Genomic DNA, 16106 nt, shown 5'->3' on the forward strand with positions numbered 1-16106 from the left:
CTCAGCCGCCCTGCCTTGGCGCGACGATCTCGACCCGGTCGCCGGGGGCCAGGGGCACGTCGCGCGCCGCGGCGGGCACGAAATCCCCGTTGACCGCCGTGGCGATTTTCGCATCGCCATAGCCGAGTTCACCCAGAACCGATGCAAGCGTTTCGCCCTGCACCTCGGTCGCCGTGCCGTTAACCATGATCTGCATCCATCACCTCCGGTATAGTGCCATCGCAGCCCGCCTCGACCGCCATCCGCGCCAGCGCCGGGGCCAGCAGGAAACCGTGGCGGAACAGGCCGTTCACATGGATCGTCCCGCCGATCCGGCGCAGGCGGGGCAGGTTGTCGGGAAAGGCCGGGCGGGCATCGACGCCGATCTCGACCAGTTCTGCCTCGGCGAAGGCCGGATGAAGCGCATAGGCGGCGGACAGAAGTTCCAGCACCGACCGGACGCGCGGCCTGCGATCGTCGCTTTCGATCTGGGTCGCACCCAGCATGAAAAGCCCGTCCCCGCGCGGCACCACGTAGATCGGAATGCGTGGATGCAGCAGGCGGACGGGCCGGTCCAGGCGGATCTCGGGCGCGCGCAGCACCGCCATCTCGCCCTTCACGCCGCGCAGATCCCGCAGAACGTCGCGCGCGGCCAGCCCGCGACAATCGAAGGTCAGACCCGCGGCGCGGCCCCTCTCGGCCACGAAGGCGACGCCCGCATCCTCCAGCCGGTCGCGCAGATGGCCAAGGGCCGCGCGCGGGTCCAGATGCGCCTCGTCCGGGAAATGAAGGCCGCGGTCAAACCGTCCCCCCAGCTGCGGCTCGAGCCGGGCGATTGCGGCACTGTCAAGGGGTTCGTGCCCGACGGTGCGGCGCGCAAAGCGGTCGATTTCACCCCGGTCGCGGCCCAGCGCCAGCACCAGCGTTCCCTGCCGCGCGACCGCGACGCCCTGGGCTTGCCACCACGCGGCTGCCTGCCGGCCCAGCCGGACCACGGGTTCTTCCGCCGTCTCGCCCTCGCAGAAGGGGGCAAGCATGCCGCCCGCCCACCACGAACAGCACTGCGGGCCGGGGCGGGGCGACGGGTCGAACACCGTCACCTTGCAGCCCCGCGCGACCAGTTCCGTGGCCACGCAAAGCCCGGCCACGCCGGCGCCGATGACGGTGGCCGCCCTCACTGCCGGACCTCGTGGAAGTGATCGACCGGGCCGTGACCGGCACCGATGGCCATCGCATCCGCCGCCCGGATCGCGCCGTGCAGCCAGGACTGCGCCCGGCGGACCGCCGCCTCAAGACCGGCACCCTTCGCCAGTTCCGCCGCGATGGCCGAAGACAGCGTGCAGCCGGTGCCGTGGGTGTTGCGGGTTGCAAGCCGGGGCTGCGCCATCTCGACGGCGCCGGAGGCCGTCACCAGAATGTCGATGCAGTCGGGGCCGTCGGCATGGCCGCCCTTCATCAGAACGGCACGCGCGCCCAGTCCCAGCAGCGCCCTGCCCTGCGCCTGCGCCTCGGCCATGTCGCGCGCGGGCGCGCAGCCCAGCAGGCGCGCGGCCTCGGGCAGGTTCGGGGTCAGCAGATCGGCGCGGGGCAGAAGCCGCGCGATCAGGGCCGTCTCGGCATCGCGGGACAACAGCGCCGCCCCCGACTTGGCGACCATCACCGGGTCCAGCACGACCGGACCGTCATAGCCTTCCAGCGCAGCGGCCACCGTATCGACGATGTCCGGCGCGCCCAACATGCCGATCTTGATCGCGTCGGGCGGGATGTCGTCGCGCACGGCCGCAATTTGCGCGGCGACCGTCGCCGCATCCACCGGCGCGACCGCAAAGACGCCGCGCGTATTCTGGGCGGTGATCGCCGTGATCGCGCTTGTGCCATAGACGCCAAGGGCCGCGAACGTCTTCAGATCGGCCTGAATGCCCGCGCCTCCGCCACTGTCGGAGCCGGCGATGGTCAATGCGGTCGGGTGGGACATCGTCGCTTCCTCCACCGGACGCCAGAAGGAGGAAGAAAAAGGCGGAAGATACCGAGCCCGCCAATTCGATCTCCGTTCCCTACGCCGGTATTGCCCGGATCAGGTTCGATGGGTCGGCCTGCGCCTCTCAGCCCCTGACGGGGCACCCCAACGGATTCGATGAGAATCTAGCAGCCAGCGGGCCGGGCTGCAAGCGGCGCGCGATCTTGGCCGTGGCAGGGATGGCGGGCCGCTGATGCGGCCCCCCTGATCGACCTTGCGGAGGACGTTGCCGGTCGGCCATTCGCGCGGACGTTACGGAGCGCGGTTCCTGTCGCTGGACACGTGCCACGGCGTCAGCAGCGCCCTCAACTGACCTATGACGGTGTAAAACACCAGCCCCACCAATGTCAGCACGACGATGACCCCGAACAGTTCGGCCACGGCCAGGTTCTGAAGATGCGCGACCGCCAGATAGCCCAGGCCCTGATTCCCGCCGATGAACTCCCCGACGATGGCGCCGATCATGGCCAGCACGACCGCCACCTCGGCCCCGGTCAGGATCACCGGCAAAGCGTTGGGGAAATCCAGCAGGACGAATCTTTGCAGCGGGTTCGCCTGAAGCATGACAAAGACATCGCGATCGCCGGGATCGACCGATTTGAACGCCTGCAACGCATTGGAAAATATCGGGAAAAACGCCAGCGCGGCGGCGATCACGATCTTCGATTCAAGGCCGAAGCCGAACCAGAGGATGAACAGCGGCGCAAGCGCGATTTTCGGGATCAGCTGCAAAAGCACGACAAAGGGCTTCAACGCCCATTCCACGGGCGGCACACGCGCCATCGTGAACCCCAGCGTCAACCCGAGCCCGACCGCGATGCCGAAACCCGACAGCGCCTCGATCACGGTGACCAAAGTGTGCGACCACAGATCGGGATCGAACAACATCGTCGACAGCGCGGCGACGATCGCCTCGGGCGGGGGCAGGACGAAGGCCGAAACCTGGGCGGTGCGGACGTAAAGCGACCAGCCGACCAGAAACAGCGTCACCGATGCGATGGGAAGCGCGATGCGCAAGGTTTTGCGGTTCATTCCGCGCCCTCCGTCATTTGTGTCCGCAAGCTGGCGACAAGGTCCTGAAATTCGGGCGTTCTTTGCAGGTTCAGGTCGCGCGGCCGGGGAAACGGGATGTCCACGACGTCCAAGATCCGCGCCGGGCGCGGTGCCAGAACGACAACCCGATCCGACAGAAACGCGGATTCGGCAATCGAGTGGGTGACAAGGATCGTGGTCACCTTGGCCCGCGCGCAGACATCCATCAATTCCAGGTTCAGCGTGTCGCGGGTCATCGCGTCCAGCGCGCCGAACGGCTCGTCCAGCAGCAGCACCTGCGGATCGGTGACAAGGGCGCGGGCCAGCGAGGCGCGCTGCCGCATGCCGCCCGAAAGCGCGGTGGGGCTGGCGTCCTCGAACCCGCTGAGGCCCACGGTCCCGCAAATATTGCGCGCGCGGGCCATTCTGTCGGCCTGCCCCACGCGCGCGATCCGCAGCGGCAGCGCGACGTTCTCCGCCACCGTCAGCCACGGAAACAGCCGCGCCTCCTGAAACATCATCGAAACGGGCCGGGTCGCGGTCCGGTCGCGTTTCCCGCGGACCCAGATCGGCAGGCCGCGCACCTCCACCTCGCCCCGTGTCGGAACCTCAAGCCCCGCAAGGATGCGCAGCAGGGTCGTCTTGCCGCACCCCGAAGGTCCGAGCAGCGAAATGAACTCGCCCTGGCGCATTTCCAGGTTTGCGTTCGAGATGGCGGTGACCGCCCCCGAACCCTCGCCGAATATCTTCGTCAAGCCGGAAATCCGAATTTCCGGCGCAGCCAGCGCAGCTTCTGACGACATCACGCGATGGCCTTGTCCAGCAGGGCGTTGGTATAAAGCGTCGAGGCATCCGGCGCCGTTCCGATCATGCCGGCCTCATGCAGCCTTTCGACCGCGTTCTGCCAGACTTCGGGTACGTTGCGAAGCAGGTTGTCCCCGCCCTTGGCCATCCAGTTCTCGGCGTTGGTGGCCAGGTCGATCTTGGCCGTTTCCGGGTCGTCGATGCCGTTCACCTCGTGCACGCTTGCGATCTTGGCGATGATCGCGTCCAGATCCCCGGCGGTCGCGATCTCGCGCGCGGCCTTGTGCGTGGCGCGCAGGAAGGACACGTATTTGTCCGGGTTCGCCTCGATATCCTCGGGGCGGGCGACATAGACCTGACCCGGCATCCCGTCATCCATCGGCACGGCGTGGACGTTCGGGCGCGCCTCTTTCGCCTTGATCATGGATGAGGTGTTGCCGATGAACGCACCGGCCCGGCCCGCTTCGATCAGCGCGAAAGATGCGGCGCTGTCGGCGACCTTGACCTTGTTGACCGAGGCCGGGTCCAGACCGCCGGCCATCATCAGCAGATCCAGCGTTCCTTCCATCGACCCGCCAAGCGACGCCATCCCCACGGTGCGGCCCGGCAGATCCTGAACGCCGCTGACCGGATTGTCGTCGGACGAAATGATGAAGAAGGGCGACATCTGCGCAATCGTCGCAATCGAAATCAGCGGTGCGTTATTGTCCACACGCGACACGATATAGTTGGTCCCGCCTGTCCGCCCGACATCCATCTGATCGGCCAGCACCATCTGCGCGGCCATGGCGGCACCGTTCGCCGCCTCGATCTGCATCTCGATTCCCTCGTCGGTGTAATACCCGGCCGCGTCGGCATACAGCACCGCCGCGAAGGACAGCGACAGGCTGAACGGCGTGATAAAGCGGAATGCCGCGCCCTGCGCGGCGGCCGGTCCGCCAGCCAGCAGGACAGCGACGCCAGCGGCGGTGCTGCCCAGAAATGCACGACGGTCGATGGTCGGGACAAGATCACTCATTGGCCGAAGGATTCCCTGATATGACTGTTGCGGTTCCCGCATCCTAATCAGATGCCGTGAAGAAACGAGTTGCCGTTTTACAGGTAAAACACGATCTTCATTCAACTGGCGTCGAACCCCAGCAAACGGGAAATCCGCTGCGCCGTCCGCACCAGATCGTCCTTTACCGGACCCTGCGCGGCCTTCACGGTATCGGGACGGTTCGGGCTGGTCGCATTGATCGCTGCGACGACCCGCCCGGACAGATCGCGAACCGGCGCGCCGACCGAGACGATTCCCGCCTCGAAATCGCCGGCGTGAACGATCGCGCTGGCCTGGCGATCGGCCCTGGCCTGAGCGAGGAGTTCCAGCATCGTGCGGCCCTTTTCCAGCCCCGCAGAGGACGAGTCTGCCCGGAACATGCCGATCAGCTGTTCCTCGGTCAGGTCCGACAGCAGGACCCGGCCCATGGTCGTGCTTCTGGCCGGCAGGCGACGGCCCACCTGCACGATCGACATGTCGCCCGGCAAGGCCGGCACTCGAACGATATACAGAACCGAGGTGCCGTCCAGAACACCCAGATGCACCGACCAGCCTGTCCGGTTGCGCAGGGCCTCAAGCTCGGGCTGGGCGATTTCGGGGATTTCGCGCGCACCCACGAACCCATAGGTCAGCCGCAGCACCCCCGCGCCAACCGAATAGCTTTGATCGCGCGCATCGTGCAGCAGGCACCCCATCTCGGTCAGGGTATAGGTGGTGCGGAACGCGGCCGAGCGCGAGATGCCAAGCGCCTTGGCAATATCCGACAGGCGCAGGACCGGGGTTTCGGGCGTGAACAGCTTCAGCACGTTCAGCCCCCGCACCAGTCCGGGCACCATGTAGCGGTCCGGTTTTTCCTCCATGTGCCTCATCCCTGCTTTACTGGCAAAACGTATGGTAGTGCGCAAAACGCCTTTCGGCTATGAAAAAGCCCAACACAGCCATCACAGACCGGAAGGATCTTCCAGATGACCGTTCAGGATCAGAATATCGGCACGCTTGCGGACAAGCTGGCGGCGCATACGGGCCGCTTTACCGACAAGAAATTCGATTGGGAGGCGTTTCCGTCGAATGTCGGCTTCCCCGAACTGTCGCGCGCGCAGATGCGCTATATCGGCGCCGGCGGCTCGCCCAAGGTCGGCGACACCAGCACCCTCAAGCCCGACCATTTCACCCTGTCCCTGATCTATAAAGAGCCGGGGAAATACGCGGCCTGCCACAGCCACGAGATCGAGGAAAGCTTTCTGATCATCGACGGCGCGCTGATCGTGGGGTGGGAGAAGGACGGCGAGGTGGTCGAGGTGAACCTTGGCCCCAAGGACATGATCCTGAACGCCCGCGAGATCGGCCACGGCTTCCGCGTCGACGGGGTCGAGCCGGTGATGATGTCGATTTCCGTCGATGTCGGCAAACCGCTGCCGCCGGTCTATCATTACCACCCGAAAAGCCACGCGCCGGAATTGGCACGTTCCTTCGGCGCCGAGCCGGGCAAGACGCAGGTGTTCGACCCCAAAAGCACCCATCCGTTGCAGCAGCTGATGGCGAAACACGTCGTCCGCCATGCGGGTCTGAAAACCCACTGGGAACAGGCCGGCTTCAACCGCAAGATCTATTGCGGCCCCGGCGGGGTCGAGACCGACACCTGCCGCAAGGAGATGCTGGGCATCCCCTCGCGCGTCGGCGTCAAGCCCTTCGTGCGCGATGTCGAGGACGCGTTTCTTGTCCTGGAGGGCAGCCTGGTCGTCGGGTGGGAGGAAAACGGCGAACAGGTCGAGACCGAACTGGGCCCGCGCGATCTGGTGAAAACGCCGGCCGGGCGCAAGCACTGGTTCCGCAATGACGGGGCGGGGGCGGCGACGGTCTGGTATGTCGTCGGCTCGTCGGCGCCCGAAACGGTGAAATTCGAGGCGGCCTGACAGCCGCCGGCGTCACTCCTGCCTTGCGCACCTGCCGGGTTCCGGCGGGTGCATTCGACGTCACGCACTTTCAGCCGCCGCCCTGAACGCGGCCCGCACGCGCCTATGCCGTGTAGCCCAGCGCCCGCGACATGCCCAAGGCGGCTTTCTTCAACCCCTGCTCGATCTCGGACAGGCGCGGACTGCCGGGCGTGAAGGCGCTGACATGCCCGGTGACGTTGATCGCACCCGCCGCCTGACCCATGTTGTCGCGCACCAGAACCGCGGCCGAGCCGATCTCGGGCTCGAAATTCGCCGCACTCCAGGCAATGCCAAGCGCCCGATCCTGGGCCAACTGCAGTTCCAGATCGGGCAGCGACGTGCGGGTCTTGTCGCTGTAGGCGTCCATCCGCACGCCCTCATATCGCGCCGCCAGCTCGTCGCGCGGCAGATCGGCCAGCAGGATGCGCCCGATGGTCGTCGCATGCGCAGGCAGCCGCGTGCCTTCCTTGACGTTGCTGACCAGATGCGAATTCGGCGTGCAACGCGCAAGATAGACGATCTCGCGCCCCTCCAGAATACCCAGATGCGCCGACAGCTTCAGCTCCGCGACAAGGTCGGCCAGAAAGCGCGGGGCCACTTGGGCAATGCTGCGGTCGTGCAAGGCATTCTGCGCCAGCGTGACCAGACCGGTGCCCAGCCTGTAGCCGCCTTCGTCCGCAATCGCCTCGATCATTCCCTCTTGCTCCAGCGTGGCCAGCAGACGGATCAGGGTCGTGCGGTTGATGCCGGTCGCCTTCGCCACGCTGCTGATGTTCCGGCAGCGGTTCCCGGCCGCGATATGGCGCAAAAGCGCAAATGCACGCGCAACAGGCGGAACACCGTAAATGGCAGCATCGTCGGGCACGGTCTTGCTTTCCAACATCGTCAGTCCGGCGCTTGGTAGCCGATCGCTGCGGCCGGCGCAAAGCCTGCCGCCCGCCTCAGACCCCCGATCCGCCTGACCGCCGGATCAGGCGTCACAGCAGCAACAGGTCGTGGCCGACGACGATCCGGCCATCGAACTGCTTGGCCGCCTCTGCCGCCCAGACCTCGTCCGTCACCTCTGGCTGATCGCCGGGCAGCAGATGGGTCAGGACCAGCGTGCCTACCCCTGCCTGCGCCGCGATGCGGCCGGCATCCTCGGCCGTGGTGTGGCCGTCCACCAGGAAATCGCGCAGCTTCGGCGGCACATAGGGGCGTTTGGCCAGCATCGCGTCGATGCCGGGGACATACATCGCCTCGTGCACCAGCACGTCCGCCCCCTCGGCAAGGGTGGCGATGTCGTCGCTGGCAGCGGTGTCGCCGGAAAAGACGATGGTGCGGTCCGGCGTCTCGAACCTGAACCCCAGGGCCGTCGAAAACGGCGGATGCGCCGCGAGGGCGGCGGTCACGCGGACCTTGTCGTCCTCATAGACCGGACCCGCCTCGGTCACCTCGCGCACGTCGAGATAACCGTCGATGGGTTTGCGGCCGGTGCCTTCGATGCGGATGCGGATATCCTCGTGGTGGAACGCCAAGGCGGCATCATGGATCGCTCGGAAGGGCGGCGGGCCGACGCTGACGATGCGGTCCCCGATCCCCTGGATCCACGCCAGATGCACCAGATTGGCATAGTCGGCGTTGTGGTCTGAGTGGTGATGCGTGACGAAGATCGCTTTCACATCCGCCGGCCGCAGCCCCGCCTCGACCATCCGCAGGATCGTGCCATAGCCGCAATCGACCAGATAGACCGCGCCATCGACGATCACCGCCTGGCTGGCCATCATCCGGCGCGGATCGAGGACCGGCCCGGCCATCGTGCCCAGCAGCAGCAGATGCGTGCCGGTGGCGGGAACCCGAACCGGCTCCGCCGGACCGGCAGGGGCGGGTTGCGCGCGCGCCGCCCCGCCAGCCAGCAGCGCCCCGCCCGCCAGTCCAAGCGCGGCGGTCAGGATCGTGCGTCGTTGCGGTGCCATGACGATGCCCTTCCTCGCGATCAGGCCGATTCCGTGGATTCCGCCAGCGGCACGTTCCACGCGTCATAGCCATAGACCCAGTCGGCGTTGCCCTGACCCTTCATCCAGTCATTGGCCAGCGAACCCGCCTGAATCCTGGCGGTGCGCTCGCGCCGCGTGTCCTCATACCGGCGCAGCGCGGCGGGCACATCAGCGGGGCTAACCCCCTCAAGCGCACGCGACAGAACGACGGCGTCCTCGATCGCCATGCAGGCGCCCTGCGCCATGAACGGCACCATCGGATGCGCCGCATCGCCCAGCAGCGTGGCGTGGTCCGACGACCAGCGCGGCATCGGATCGCGCACATACAGCGCCGATTTGGTCACCGTCTCGCAGGCAGCCAGCAGCGCGCGCACATCGGGGTGAAAGTCGCTATAGACCTCGCGCAGTTCCTCGACATCGCCGGGCATGGTCCAGCTTTCCTCGCGCCAGTCGTCCTGCGGGGTGGTCGCGAAGATGAAGATCTCTTCGCCGCGGGTCAGCGGGAAGACGACCACCTGCACATCGGGCTGCGGCCCCCACCATTTGGTAAAGCTGTCAAGGTTTTCCGCCTCGACCGAGCTGCGCGGCACCACCGCCCGATAGGATACGAGGCCGGTGAAGCGCGGGCTGTCCGGCCCGAAGATCGCCGTCCGCACCGCCGAATGGATGCCGTCCGCGCCGATCACCACGTCATAGGTTTCGGTGCTGCCATCGGCAAAGGTGACGGTGCCGCCGGAAATCGTCTCGGCCTTGCGCCCCAGCTTGATGGACGATTCCGGCACCTGCGCCTCAAGCGCCTGCAGCAGATCGCCCCGGTGGATGGTCAGTTGCGGCGAGCCATAGCGTTCCTCGGCGGTGTCGCCCATCGGCAGGCGAGAGGTTTCCTCGCCGGTGTCCCAGGTCCGGCTGATCCGGAAGGCCGGCCGCGCCGCCGTCTCGCGCAGCGTCTCGCCCACCCCCAGCCGGTCCAGCGCACGCACGGCGTTGGGCGTCAGGTTGACATCCGCCCCGATGCGGGCGAACGCGCGGGCCTGTTCGTTCACGGTGACCTCATGCCCCTGACGCGCAAGGGCAATGGCTGCCGTCAACCCGCCGACGCCGCCGCCGCAGATACCGATTTCAAGGCTCATCTTGATACTCCTGTCATGTATATGCATAGCCATGGGACAGGGGAAACCTGTCGGCGTTAAGGCGCGCACCCTGAACCTGCGCGCCGCGAAGCCAGAGCCGTCCGTGGATCTGGATTCCGGTAAAGTCGGTGTCGGCGGCAGACCGGGTCCGGTCGCACCAGATGCCGCCGGAATGTCCCGCGTCAGGGAAATTCGCCGGCAGTCGGCGATCTTGCGGCACCGGCAGGCGGTCGATCAGACCGACGCGCAGATCGGGCCGCGCCTTCAGCAGTGCCTGCGCCCGGCAGCAGCCCGACGGGCCGGTGCCGACCATGGCGACCGGGGCAGGCATCACGCAGCCCCCCCGGCCCAGGCCAGCGGGCGGCCGGTCAGGTCGGTGTAGATCGACTTCTGCGCCATATAGGCGCGGACGCCGTCGCGGCCCTTTTCGCGGCCCATGCCGCTGTCCTTCTCGCCCCCGAACGGCGTCGAGATGGAAAACTGCTTGTAGGTGTTGATCCAGACGGTGCCGGTGCGGATTGCCCGGCCGACGCGCCATGCCTTGGGGAAATCGCGGGTCCAGATGCCGCAGGCCAGACCGTAATCGTTGTCGTTGCCCTGCGCGATCACGTCGGCCTCGTCCTCGAAGGGCAGCACGACCAGCACCGGGCCGAAGACCTCCTCGCGGCAGATGCGGGCGGTGTTGTCGACGCCGGCCAGGATCGTCGGCAGGTAATAGGCGCCGCGGTCGTAATCCTCGCCCGCGGGCGCGTTGCCGCCGGTCAGCAGTTCCGCGCCTTCGGACAGGGCCGATCTGACGTGACCGGCCACGGCGTCGCGATGGTCGACATGGATCATCGGCGCGACCTGCGTCGCGGCATCGAAGGGGTGCCCCACGCGCAGCCGCTCGGCGGCAGAGACAAGGCGCGACACGAACTCGTCATGGATCGCGCGCTGCACGAACAGCCGCGCACCCGCGATGCAGCTTTGCCCGGTCGAGGAAAACACCCCATACAGCACCCCCGCCACCGCCTGATCCAGATCGGCGTCGGCAAAGACGACGGTCGGGGATTTGCCGCCAAGCTCCAGCGAGATGGGCATCAGCTTTTCCGCCGCCTTGCGCGCCAGCGTGCGGCCGGTCGAGGTGCCACCGGTGAAGCTGACCTTGGCGATGTCGGGATGTTCGACCAGCAGGTTGCCGATCTCGCGCCCCGCGCCGGGCAGGACCGAGAACAGCCCCTTGGGCAGGCCAGACTCCTCGATGATGCGCGCCAGTTCCAGACTGACCAGCGGCGACCACGAGGCGGGCTTGAGCAGCACGGCGTTCCCGGCGGCAAGCGCGGGCGCGACCTTCTGCGCGTCCGAGGCGATGGGCGAGTTCCACGGCGTGATCGCGGCCACGACGCCCAGCGGTTCATGGACCGACGCCGTCAGCGCGTCGCCGCGTTGCGTGGTCAGCGTCTCGTCCAGCGTCTCGACCACGGCGCCGAAATACCGGAACGTGCCCGCCGCCGAGGCGGCCAGTGCACTGGTTTCCCGCAGCGTCTTGCCGGTATCGCGGGTCTGGATCTGCGAGATGCGGTCGATATTCGCCTCGATCCCGTCGGCGATGCGATACAGGAACCGCGCGCGTTCATGCGGGCGCAGGTTCAGCCATGCCGGGTCGGCCTGCGCCTGTTTCGCGCGTTCGATGGCCCGCAGACCGTCGCTTTCCGATGCGCCGTTCAGCACGCGGTTGACAGACCCGTCCGCCGGAAAGATCGAGGCGATCTCGGCCCCGCCGCCCTGCTCCCATTCGCCGGCAACGAACAGCTTGCCCTCTGGCAGATCGGTCATGACGTCTCCCCTCATGGTGAAAGCACCTTCTTCACAGTGCGACCGGGTCGCCATATTGCCAAAGACGATCGGGACCCGGACGCATGGCCTCAGTCCGTTTTGCCGGCGGCACCGGCGGGCGGGCCGGCAAAGGATTCCGCGAAGGGTCCGATGCTGCACATGTCGACCTCGACCAGTTGCGGGCCGTCGGCTGCCAGCGCGGCATCCAGCGCGGCGGCGAATTCGTCGGGCGAGCGGACCACCCGATGCGGCATCCCGATCGAGCGGCAGAACATGTCGAAATCCGGCACCGCGACCTTGGAATAATGCCGGCGGCTGTCGTATTGGGCGTCCTGGATGTTCTGGATCACGCCATACGCCTGATCGTTCATCAGCACATAGACCAGCGGCGCGTTCTCATCGACGGCGGTGATCATCTCGGCCAGTCCCAGCATCGCGCCGCCATCGCCCAGCAGCGTCACCGCCTTCGGCCCCGGCGATCCCAGCGCCGCGCCGATGCCCATGGCGATCCCCTGCCCGATGCCGCCGCCCAGCGCGTGGACACCGTCGCGCGGCGCGGCGATGCGGACATAGCGGTTGCCGAAGGTCGAGTTCGAGATGGTGACGTCGCGCACCCATGGATGTCCGCCGGCGGCCACACGCTCGGTCAGCGCCTCGGCGATGGCGCCATAGGGGCCCAGCAGGTCGCGCATCCCGCCCTCGGCCTGCGCCCTGACGCGGGCGATGTCGAAACGCAGGTTCGGATCGGTGTCCAGCTTCTGGGGCAGCCGGTCCAGCAGCCGTTGCAGCGTGTCGGCGGCATCGCCATGCGCGAACAGATCGACCGGATAGTTGCGCCCGCCCTGCGCCGGGTCGGCGTCGATCTGCGCCACACGCTGCGCCAGCGGCATCTGGTTGTTGCGCGTCTCGTTCCCCCGCAGCCGCGAACCCACGACGATCATCAGGTCGCAGCTTTGGTAAAGCTCGGCCGCTTCGGGCGTCATGTTGAACGCGCCCAGGTTGCCCGGCTCTTCCTCGGACACAACGGCGCGGCCATTGGTCGAGGTGACGACGCCGAAGCCGCGATGCAGCAGTTCGGTCGCCTGGCTGCCCGCGCCGCGCGCGCCGCCGCCCAGCCACAGCAGCGGCCGGCGCGCCTGTTTGACCAGTTCGGCCAGCTCGTCGATCACCGCGTCGGGGGCCAGCGGCCGCACCGGCTGCGGCACATGGATGCGGGCGGGGCCGCGCGCCTGCGAGCGTTGGACATCGACCGGGATTTCCAGGCTGACCGGCCCGGTGGGCGCGGACAGCGCGGCGGACACGGCGGCGGTCAGTGCGCCGATGGCACCGTTGGCGTCCCACATCCGGAACACGGCCTTGGAAACGCCGTGCAGCATCTGGGGCTGGCGCGGCACGTCGTGGATCGCGGCACGGTCGCGGTCGGCAAATTCGCGGTCGACCTGCGTGGTGATGTGCAGGACGGGCGATCCGGCGGTCAGCGCCTCGGCCTGCGCGCCCGCGGCGTTGCCCGCGGCGGTCCCGGTCGAGGTCATGCAGACCCCCAGCGCCCCGGTGACGCGGGCATAGGCATCGGCCATGTTCATCGCCCCGGCCTCGCCCCGCGCGGGGACAAAGCGGATCTTGCCCTGTCGCGCCACGGCATCCAGGATCGGCATGTTGTGGATGGAAATCACGCCGAAGATCGTCTTGACGCCGATCCCGGCAAGATAGCGCGCGATGAAATCGCCCACGGTTTCGGTCTGGGCCGCGGTGTCGTCGATCGGCTGAAGCAGCATGGTCATTGTCCTTCACATATGGCGGGCAAGGCCGCCCGACACGTCGAGCTGGGCACCGGTGATATAGCTGGCGGCCTTCGAGCCGAGAAAGGCGATGGCCGCAGCGGCCTCGGTCGGATCGCCCAGACGGCCAAGCGGGATGTCCTTTTCCGCGGCAAGATTGCCATACCATTCGGCACGGCTCTGGCTCTGGTCCGCGCGTTCGGCGAAGCGGCGGGTCCATTGGCCGGATTCGATCAGGCCCAGAAGGACCGAATTGACCCGAACCTCGGGGGCGAGTTCCCGGCTGAGCGACTTCAGCAGGTTCTGCACCCCTGCCCGCGCCGACGAGGTGCAGACCATGTGCGGTTCGGGCTGATAGGCCAGCAGAGAGTTGACGGCGACGATGGCGCCGTTGCTGTCGCGCAGCAGCGGCAGGAAGGCGCGGATCGGATGGATCTGGCTGAACAGTTTCAGTTCGTATTCCGCGCGCCAGTCCTCGTCGCCGGTGTCGGCGAAGTTCGAGACGCGGCCCTGACCCGCATTGTTGACCAGAAGATCGCAGGATCCCCAACGATCCTTCACGGTCGCGGCAAACCCCTTGACCGCATCCGCGTCCAGCACCGAAAGAGGCGCGGCGAGAACCCGATCCTCGTCGTGGTCGCGCACGAGGACGCGGCGAATATCCTCAAGCCGCCCTTCCTTGCGGGCGCAGAATGCGACCTTGGCGCCCTGCGCCAGCAGCAACCGGACGGTTGCCAGACCGATGCCCGACGTGCCGCCGGTGATGACCGCGACCTTGCCCTGATAGCCGTAATCCATCACTCGCTCCTCAACTCGGGGAAGCCCGGATCGGGGCGGCCCTGCATGACGGCGCGCTGCGCCGGGGTGGGCGGGCCCGCGGTCATCCAGCGGTCCATCGCCTCGGGATCGGCGCGCGACCAGACCTTGGGTTCATGCGTCGCCTCGTCGATCTGCTGCAACTCGGACGTGAACTCGATCACGAAGCCCGAGGGCGACACGAAATAGGCGAACGGGTTGTTGCCGGGTCCGTGCCGGCCCGGACCCCAGGTCGGGACATGGCCCTTTTGCTTCATCCGGCCGATGCCGCGCATGAATTCGTCCAGCGTCGGCATCTCGAAGGCGACGTGATTGACGCTGGCGTAATTGGCTCGGACAAGCGCGATGGAATGGTGGTCCGAATTGCAGCGCAGGAACACCATCTGGTCGGCGGAATAGTCCGACGGACGGAACCCCAGCACGTCTTCATAGAATTTCTGCGTGCCTTCCATGTCGGGCGTGTTCAGCACGACATGGCTGACCTTTTTCGGCTTGGCCCAGTCCTTCTGGTCGTCCAGCACGCGGGCATCGGTGCGGAACCGCAGGCGGCGGTTGTCAGGGTCCAGCGTCTCGAACCCATAGCCGCCGACCCAATCGTCGAACTCGGCCGGCTCGCCCAAGGGGGTGTGGCCGCGGGCGACGATCTGCGCGTGCAGGGCGTCCATCGACTCGCGGTCGGGCATGGCGAAATGGACATATTCGATCCCGTAGACCGGGCCGTCCTTCAGCCCGTACAGGAACGGCTCGGTCCCGGTCCCGCGCAGCAGGGCCAGACCGTCTTCCTGATGGGACAGGCTCAGCCCCCACATATCCTGATAGAACGGCAGCGTGGCGCTGACATCCGGGCCGCGCATCATGATGCCGCGCAGCGATCCGACTCGGACGGGCTCAGTCATGGCGTATGTCCTCCTTGGTTCGGGCCGGTCACTGGACCGGTGTGATCTGGGCCGCCATCGCCTGAGCGAAGGCGAAAGGCGCTTGCGTGGCCAGCGCGTGCCCGGCGGCGGGCACCTGGGTCAGCTGGCCGCGAAAGGGCGCGGGGAGGGCCGCGTGAAGCCGGCGCGCGCCCTCGGGCGGCGTCACGGCATCCTCGGCGCCGACGATGACGTCGGTGGGAACCGCAAGCCGCGCGGCGTCGTCCAGCAGCCGGCCCGAGGCCAGCATCCGCGATGCCTGCGCATAGCCGGGGCTTGTGACCTGCGCCATCCCGGCCTCGACGGCGGCGACGAGGTCGGGGTTGTCCTGCGGACGAAAGACCAGGCGCGGCGCGCGGGCTTTCGCGAATGCCTGCGGGCCAAGCCGCGCCAACTCGTCGATCCGGTCCTGCGCGGCGGGGCTGAGGGTCGCGCCCTGCGCGATGCCATGGCCAAGCGCGGGCGAGGCCAGCACCAGACGGCTGACCCGGTCCGGGTGGCCCACCGCGTAAGCCGTGGCCATCAGCGCCCCCAGCGAATGCCCCGCCAGCGTCACCCGGTCCAGATCCAGCCGATCCAGAAACCCGGCCAGCGCCTGCGCGTAATCGGCAGCAGTGGGCCACTCCACCTCAAGCGGGACCGAACCGAGATAGCCGGGCGCGTTCCACGCGATCACGCGCCAGTCCGCAGGCAGGAACGGCAGCAGGCCGGCGAATGACTCGGCGTTCGATCCGATGCCATGCAGCAGCACCAGCGCCGGGCCGGTCCCGGCCCGTTCGCGATAGTCGATCTGCAAGGAATGGCGCGGCGTGAACATCACAAATCCTCAGGCAAAGACAAAGCCAAGGGGGCGGGCGTTGCCGCCCTGCCCC

General features: G+C 67.4%; 17 protein-coding genes and 1 riboswitch. Of the genes, 1 reads left to right on the plus strand and 16 read right to left on the minus strand.

Annotated elements, in window-relative coordinates; all coding sequences use genetic code 11:
* Position 1 precedes the first annotated feature (1 nt).
* The 7 genes from thiS to JHW45_RS15810 all read right to left on the minus strand — a co-directional run bounded on the left by thiS (position 2) and on the right by JHW45_RS15810 (position 5731).
* Positions 2 to 196, minus strand: coding sequence for a sulfur carrier protein ThiS (thiS, locus tag JHW45_RS15780; protein WP_272858536.1), 195 nt, complete (start codon positions 194 to 196; stop codon positions 2 to 4).
* A complete protein-coding gene (locus tag JHW45_RS15785; protein WP_272858537.1) occupies positions 180 to 1157 on the minus strand; it encodes an FAD-dependent oxidoreductase in 978 nt (325 codons plus the stop codon). The genes thiS and JHW45_RS15785 overlap by 17 nt, the downstream gene beginning before the upstream one ends.
* Positions 1154 to 1954, minus strand: a complete 801-nt coding sequence (thiD, locus tag JHW45_RS15790) for a bifunctional hydroxymethylpyrimidine kinase/phosphomethylpyrimidine kinase (protein WP_272858538.1) — start codon at positions 1952 to 1954, stop codon at positions 1154 to 1156. Before thiD ends, JHW45_RS15785 begins: the two co-directional genes overlap by 4 nt.
* A 59-nt stretch (positions 1955 to 2013) precedes the next feature.
* Positions 2014 to 2114: riboswitch (TPP riboswitch) on the minus strand.
* Between the two features lie 134 nt (positions 2115 to 2248).
* Positions 2249 to 3028, minus strand: a complete 780-nt coding sequence (locus tag JHW45_RS15795; RefSeq protein WP_272858539.1) for an ABC transporter permease — start codon at positions 3026 to 3028, stop codon at positions 2249 to 2251.
* Positions 3025 to 3783 (minus strand): ABC transporter ATP-binding protein, encoded by a 759-nt coding sequence (locus JHW45_RS15800; RefSeq protein WP_272858540.1) that lies wholly within the window; start codon positions 3781 to 3783, stop codon positions 3025 to 3027. Before JHW45_RS15800 ends, JHW45_RS15795 begins: the two co-directional genes overlap by 4 nt.
* Before the next feature lie 47 nt (positions 3784 to 3830).
* Positions 3831 to 4850, minus strand: coding sequence for an ABC transporter substrate-binding protein (locus tag JHW45_RS15805; protein ID WP_272858541.1), 1020 nt, complete (start codon positions 4848 to 4850; stop codon positions 3831 to 3833).
* A gap of 101 nt (positions 4851 to 4951) precedes the next feature.
* Positions 4952 to 5731 (minus strand): IclR family transcriptional regulator, encoded by a 780-nt coding sequence (locus tag JHW45_RS15810; protein WP_272858542.1) that lies wholly within the window; start codon positions 5729 to 5731, stop codon positions 4952 to 4954.
* 105 nt (positions 5732 to 5836) lie between these two features.
* Between JHW45_RS15810 and JHW45_RS15815 the strand changes: the two genes are divergently transcribed.
* Entirely contained in the window at positions 5837 to 6784 is a 948-nt protein-coding gene (locus JHW45_RS15815) for a cupin domain-containing protein (RefSeq protein WP_272858543.1), read from the plus strand.
* Between the two features lie 103 nt (positions 6785 to 6887).
* Here the strand turns inward: JHW45_RS15815 and JHW45_RS15820 are convergent, their stop codons facing one another.
* The 9 genes from JHW45_RS15820 to JHW45_RS15860 form a co-directional block, all read right to left on the minus strand.
* A complete protein-coding gene (locus JHW45_RS15820; RefSeq protein ID WP_272858544.1) occupies positions 6888 to 7688 on the minus strand; it encodes an IclR family transcriptional regulator in 801 nt (266 codons plus the stop codon).
* Positions 7689 to 7782: 94 nt separating this feature from the next.
* Positions 7783 to 8760 (minus strand): MBL fold metallo-hydrolase, encoded by a 978-nt coding sequence (locus JHW45_RS15825; RefSeq protein ID WP_272858545.1) that lies wholly within the window; start codon positions 8758 to 8760, stop codon positions 7783 to 7785.
* Between the two features lie 20 nt (positions 8761 to 8780).
* The gene (locus JHW45_RS15830; protein WP_272858546.1) at positions 8781 to 9911 is read right to left on the minus strand and encodes an FAD-dependent monooxygenase; all 1131 of its coding nucleotides are present in this window, start codon (positions 9909 to 9911) and stop codon (positions 8781 to 8783) included.
* Between the two features lie 13 nt (positions 9912 to 9924).
* Positions 9925 to 10242 (minus strand): hypothetical protein, encoded by a 318-nt coding sequence (locus JHW45_RS15835; protein ID WP_272858547.1) that lies wholly within the window; start codon positions 10240 to 10242, stop codon positions 9925 to 9927.
* Positions 10242 to 11726 (minus strand): aldehyde dehydrogenase, encoded by a 1485-nt coding sequence (locus JHW45_RS15840; protein ID WP_272858548.1) that lies wholly within the window; start codon positions 11724 to 11726, stop codon positions 10242 to 10244. The genes JHW45_RS15835 and JHW45_RS15840 overlap by 1 nt, the downstream gene beginning before the upstream one ends.
* Positions 11727 to 11815: 89 nt before the next feature.
* Positions 11816 to 13501, minus strand: a complete 1686-nt coding sequence (locus tag JHW45_RS15845) for a thiamine pyrophosphate-binding protein (protein ID WP_272858549.1) — start codon at positions 13499 to 13501, stop codon at positions 11816 to 11818.
* Positions 13502 to 13513: 12 nt separating this feature from the next.
* A complete protein-coding gene (locus JHW45_RS15850) occupies positions 13514 to 14302 on the minus strand; it encodes an SDR family oxidoreductase (protein ID WP_272858550.1) in 789 nt (262 codons plus the stop codon).
* Positions 14302 to 15216, minus strand: a complete 915-nt coding sequence (locus tag JHW45_RS15855; RefSeq protein WP_272858551.1) for a VOC family protein — start codon at positions 15214 to 15216, stop codon at positions 14302 to 14304. Before JHW45_RS15855 ends, JHW45_RS15850 begins: the two co-directional genes overlap by 1 nt.
* Positions 15217 to 15244: 28 nt before the next feature.
* Positions 15245 to 16051 carry an alpha/beta fold hydrolase gene (locus tag JHW45_RS15860; RefSeq protein WP_272858552.1) on the minus strand — a complete coding sequence of 269 codons (807 nt, stop codon included), beginning with the start codon at positions 16049 to 16051 and terminating at the stop codon, positions 15245 to 15247.
* Between the last annotated feature and the right edge of the window lie 55 nt (positions 16052 to 16106).

This window comes from Paracoccus stylophorae (assembly GCF_028553765.1).
Taxonomy (GTDB): domain Bacteria; phylum Pseudomonadota; class Alphaproteobacteria; order Rhodobacterales; family Rhodobacteraceae; genus Paracoccus; species Paracoccus stylophorae.

Excerpts from the sequence above, each read along its gene's own strand:
- thiS (WP_272858536.1), bottom strand. The coding sequence starts at position 196 with ATGCAGATCATGGTTAACGGCACGGCGACCGAGGTGCAGGGCGAAACG.
- thiD (WP_272858538.1), bottom strand. The coding sequence starts at position 1,954 with ATGTCCCACCCGACCGCATTGACCATCGCCGGCTCCGACAGTGGCGGA.
- JHW45_RS15795 (WP_272858539.1), bottom strand. The coding sequence starts at position 3,028 with ATGAACCGCAAAACCTTGCGCATCGCGCTTCCCATCGCATCGGTGACG.
- JHW45_RS15805 (WP_272858541.1), bottom strand. The coding sequence starts at position 4,850 with ATGAGTGATCTTGTCCCGACCATCGACCGTCGTGCATTTCTGGGCAGC.
- JHW45_RS15810 (WP_272858542.1), bottom strand. The coding sequence starts at position 5,731 with ATGGAGGAAAAACCGGACCGCTACATGGTGCCCGGACTGGTGCGGGGG.
- JHW45_RS15815 (WP_272858543.1), top strand. The coding sequence starts at position 5,837 with ATGACCGTTCAGGATCAGAATATCGGCACGCTTGCGGACAAGCTGGCG.
- JHW45_RS15820 (WP_272858544.1), bottom strand. The coding sequence starts at position 7,688 with ATGTTGGAAAGCAAGACCGTGCCCGACGATGCTGCCATTTACGGTGTT.
- JHW45_RS15825 (WP_272858545.1), bottom strand. The coding sequence starts at position 8,760 with ATGGCACCGCAACGACGCACGATCCTGACCGCCGCGCTTGGACTGGCG.
- JHW45_RS15830 (WP_272858546.1), bottom strand. The coding sequence starts at position 9,911 with ATGAGCCTTGAAATCGGTATCTGCGGCGGCGGCGTCGGCGGGTTGACG.
- JHW45_RS15835 (WP_272858547.1), bottom strand. The coding sequence starts at position 10,242 with ATGCCTGCCCCGGTCGCCATGGTCGGCACCGGCCCGTCGGGCTGCTGC.
- JHW45_RS15840 (WP_272858548.1), bottom strand. The coding sequence starts at position 11,726 with ATGACCGATCTGCCAGAGGGCAAGCTGTTCGTTGCCGGCGAATGGGAG.
- JHW45_RS15845 (WP_272858549.1), bottom strand. The coding sequence starts at position 13,501 with ATGCTGCTTCAGCCGATCGACGACACCGCGGCCCAGACCGAAACCGTG.
- JHW45_RS15850 (WP_272858550.1), bottom strand. The coding sequence starts at position 14,302 with ATGGATTACGGCTATCAGGGCAAGGTCGCGGTCATCACCGGCGGCACG.
- JHW45_RS15855 (WP_272858551.1), bottom strand. The coding sequence starts at position 15,216 with ATGACTGAGCCCGTCCGAGTCGGATCGCTGCGCGGCATCATGATGCGC.
- JHW45_RS15860 (WP_272858552.1), bottom strand. The coding sequence starts at position 16,051 with ATGTTCACGCCGCGCCATTCCTTGCAGATCGACTATCGCGAACGGGCC.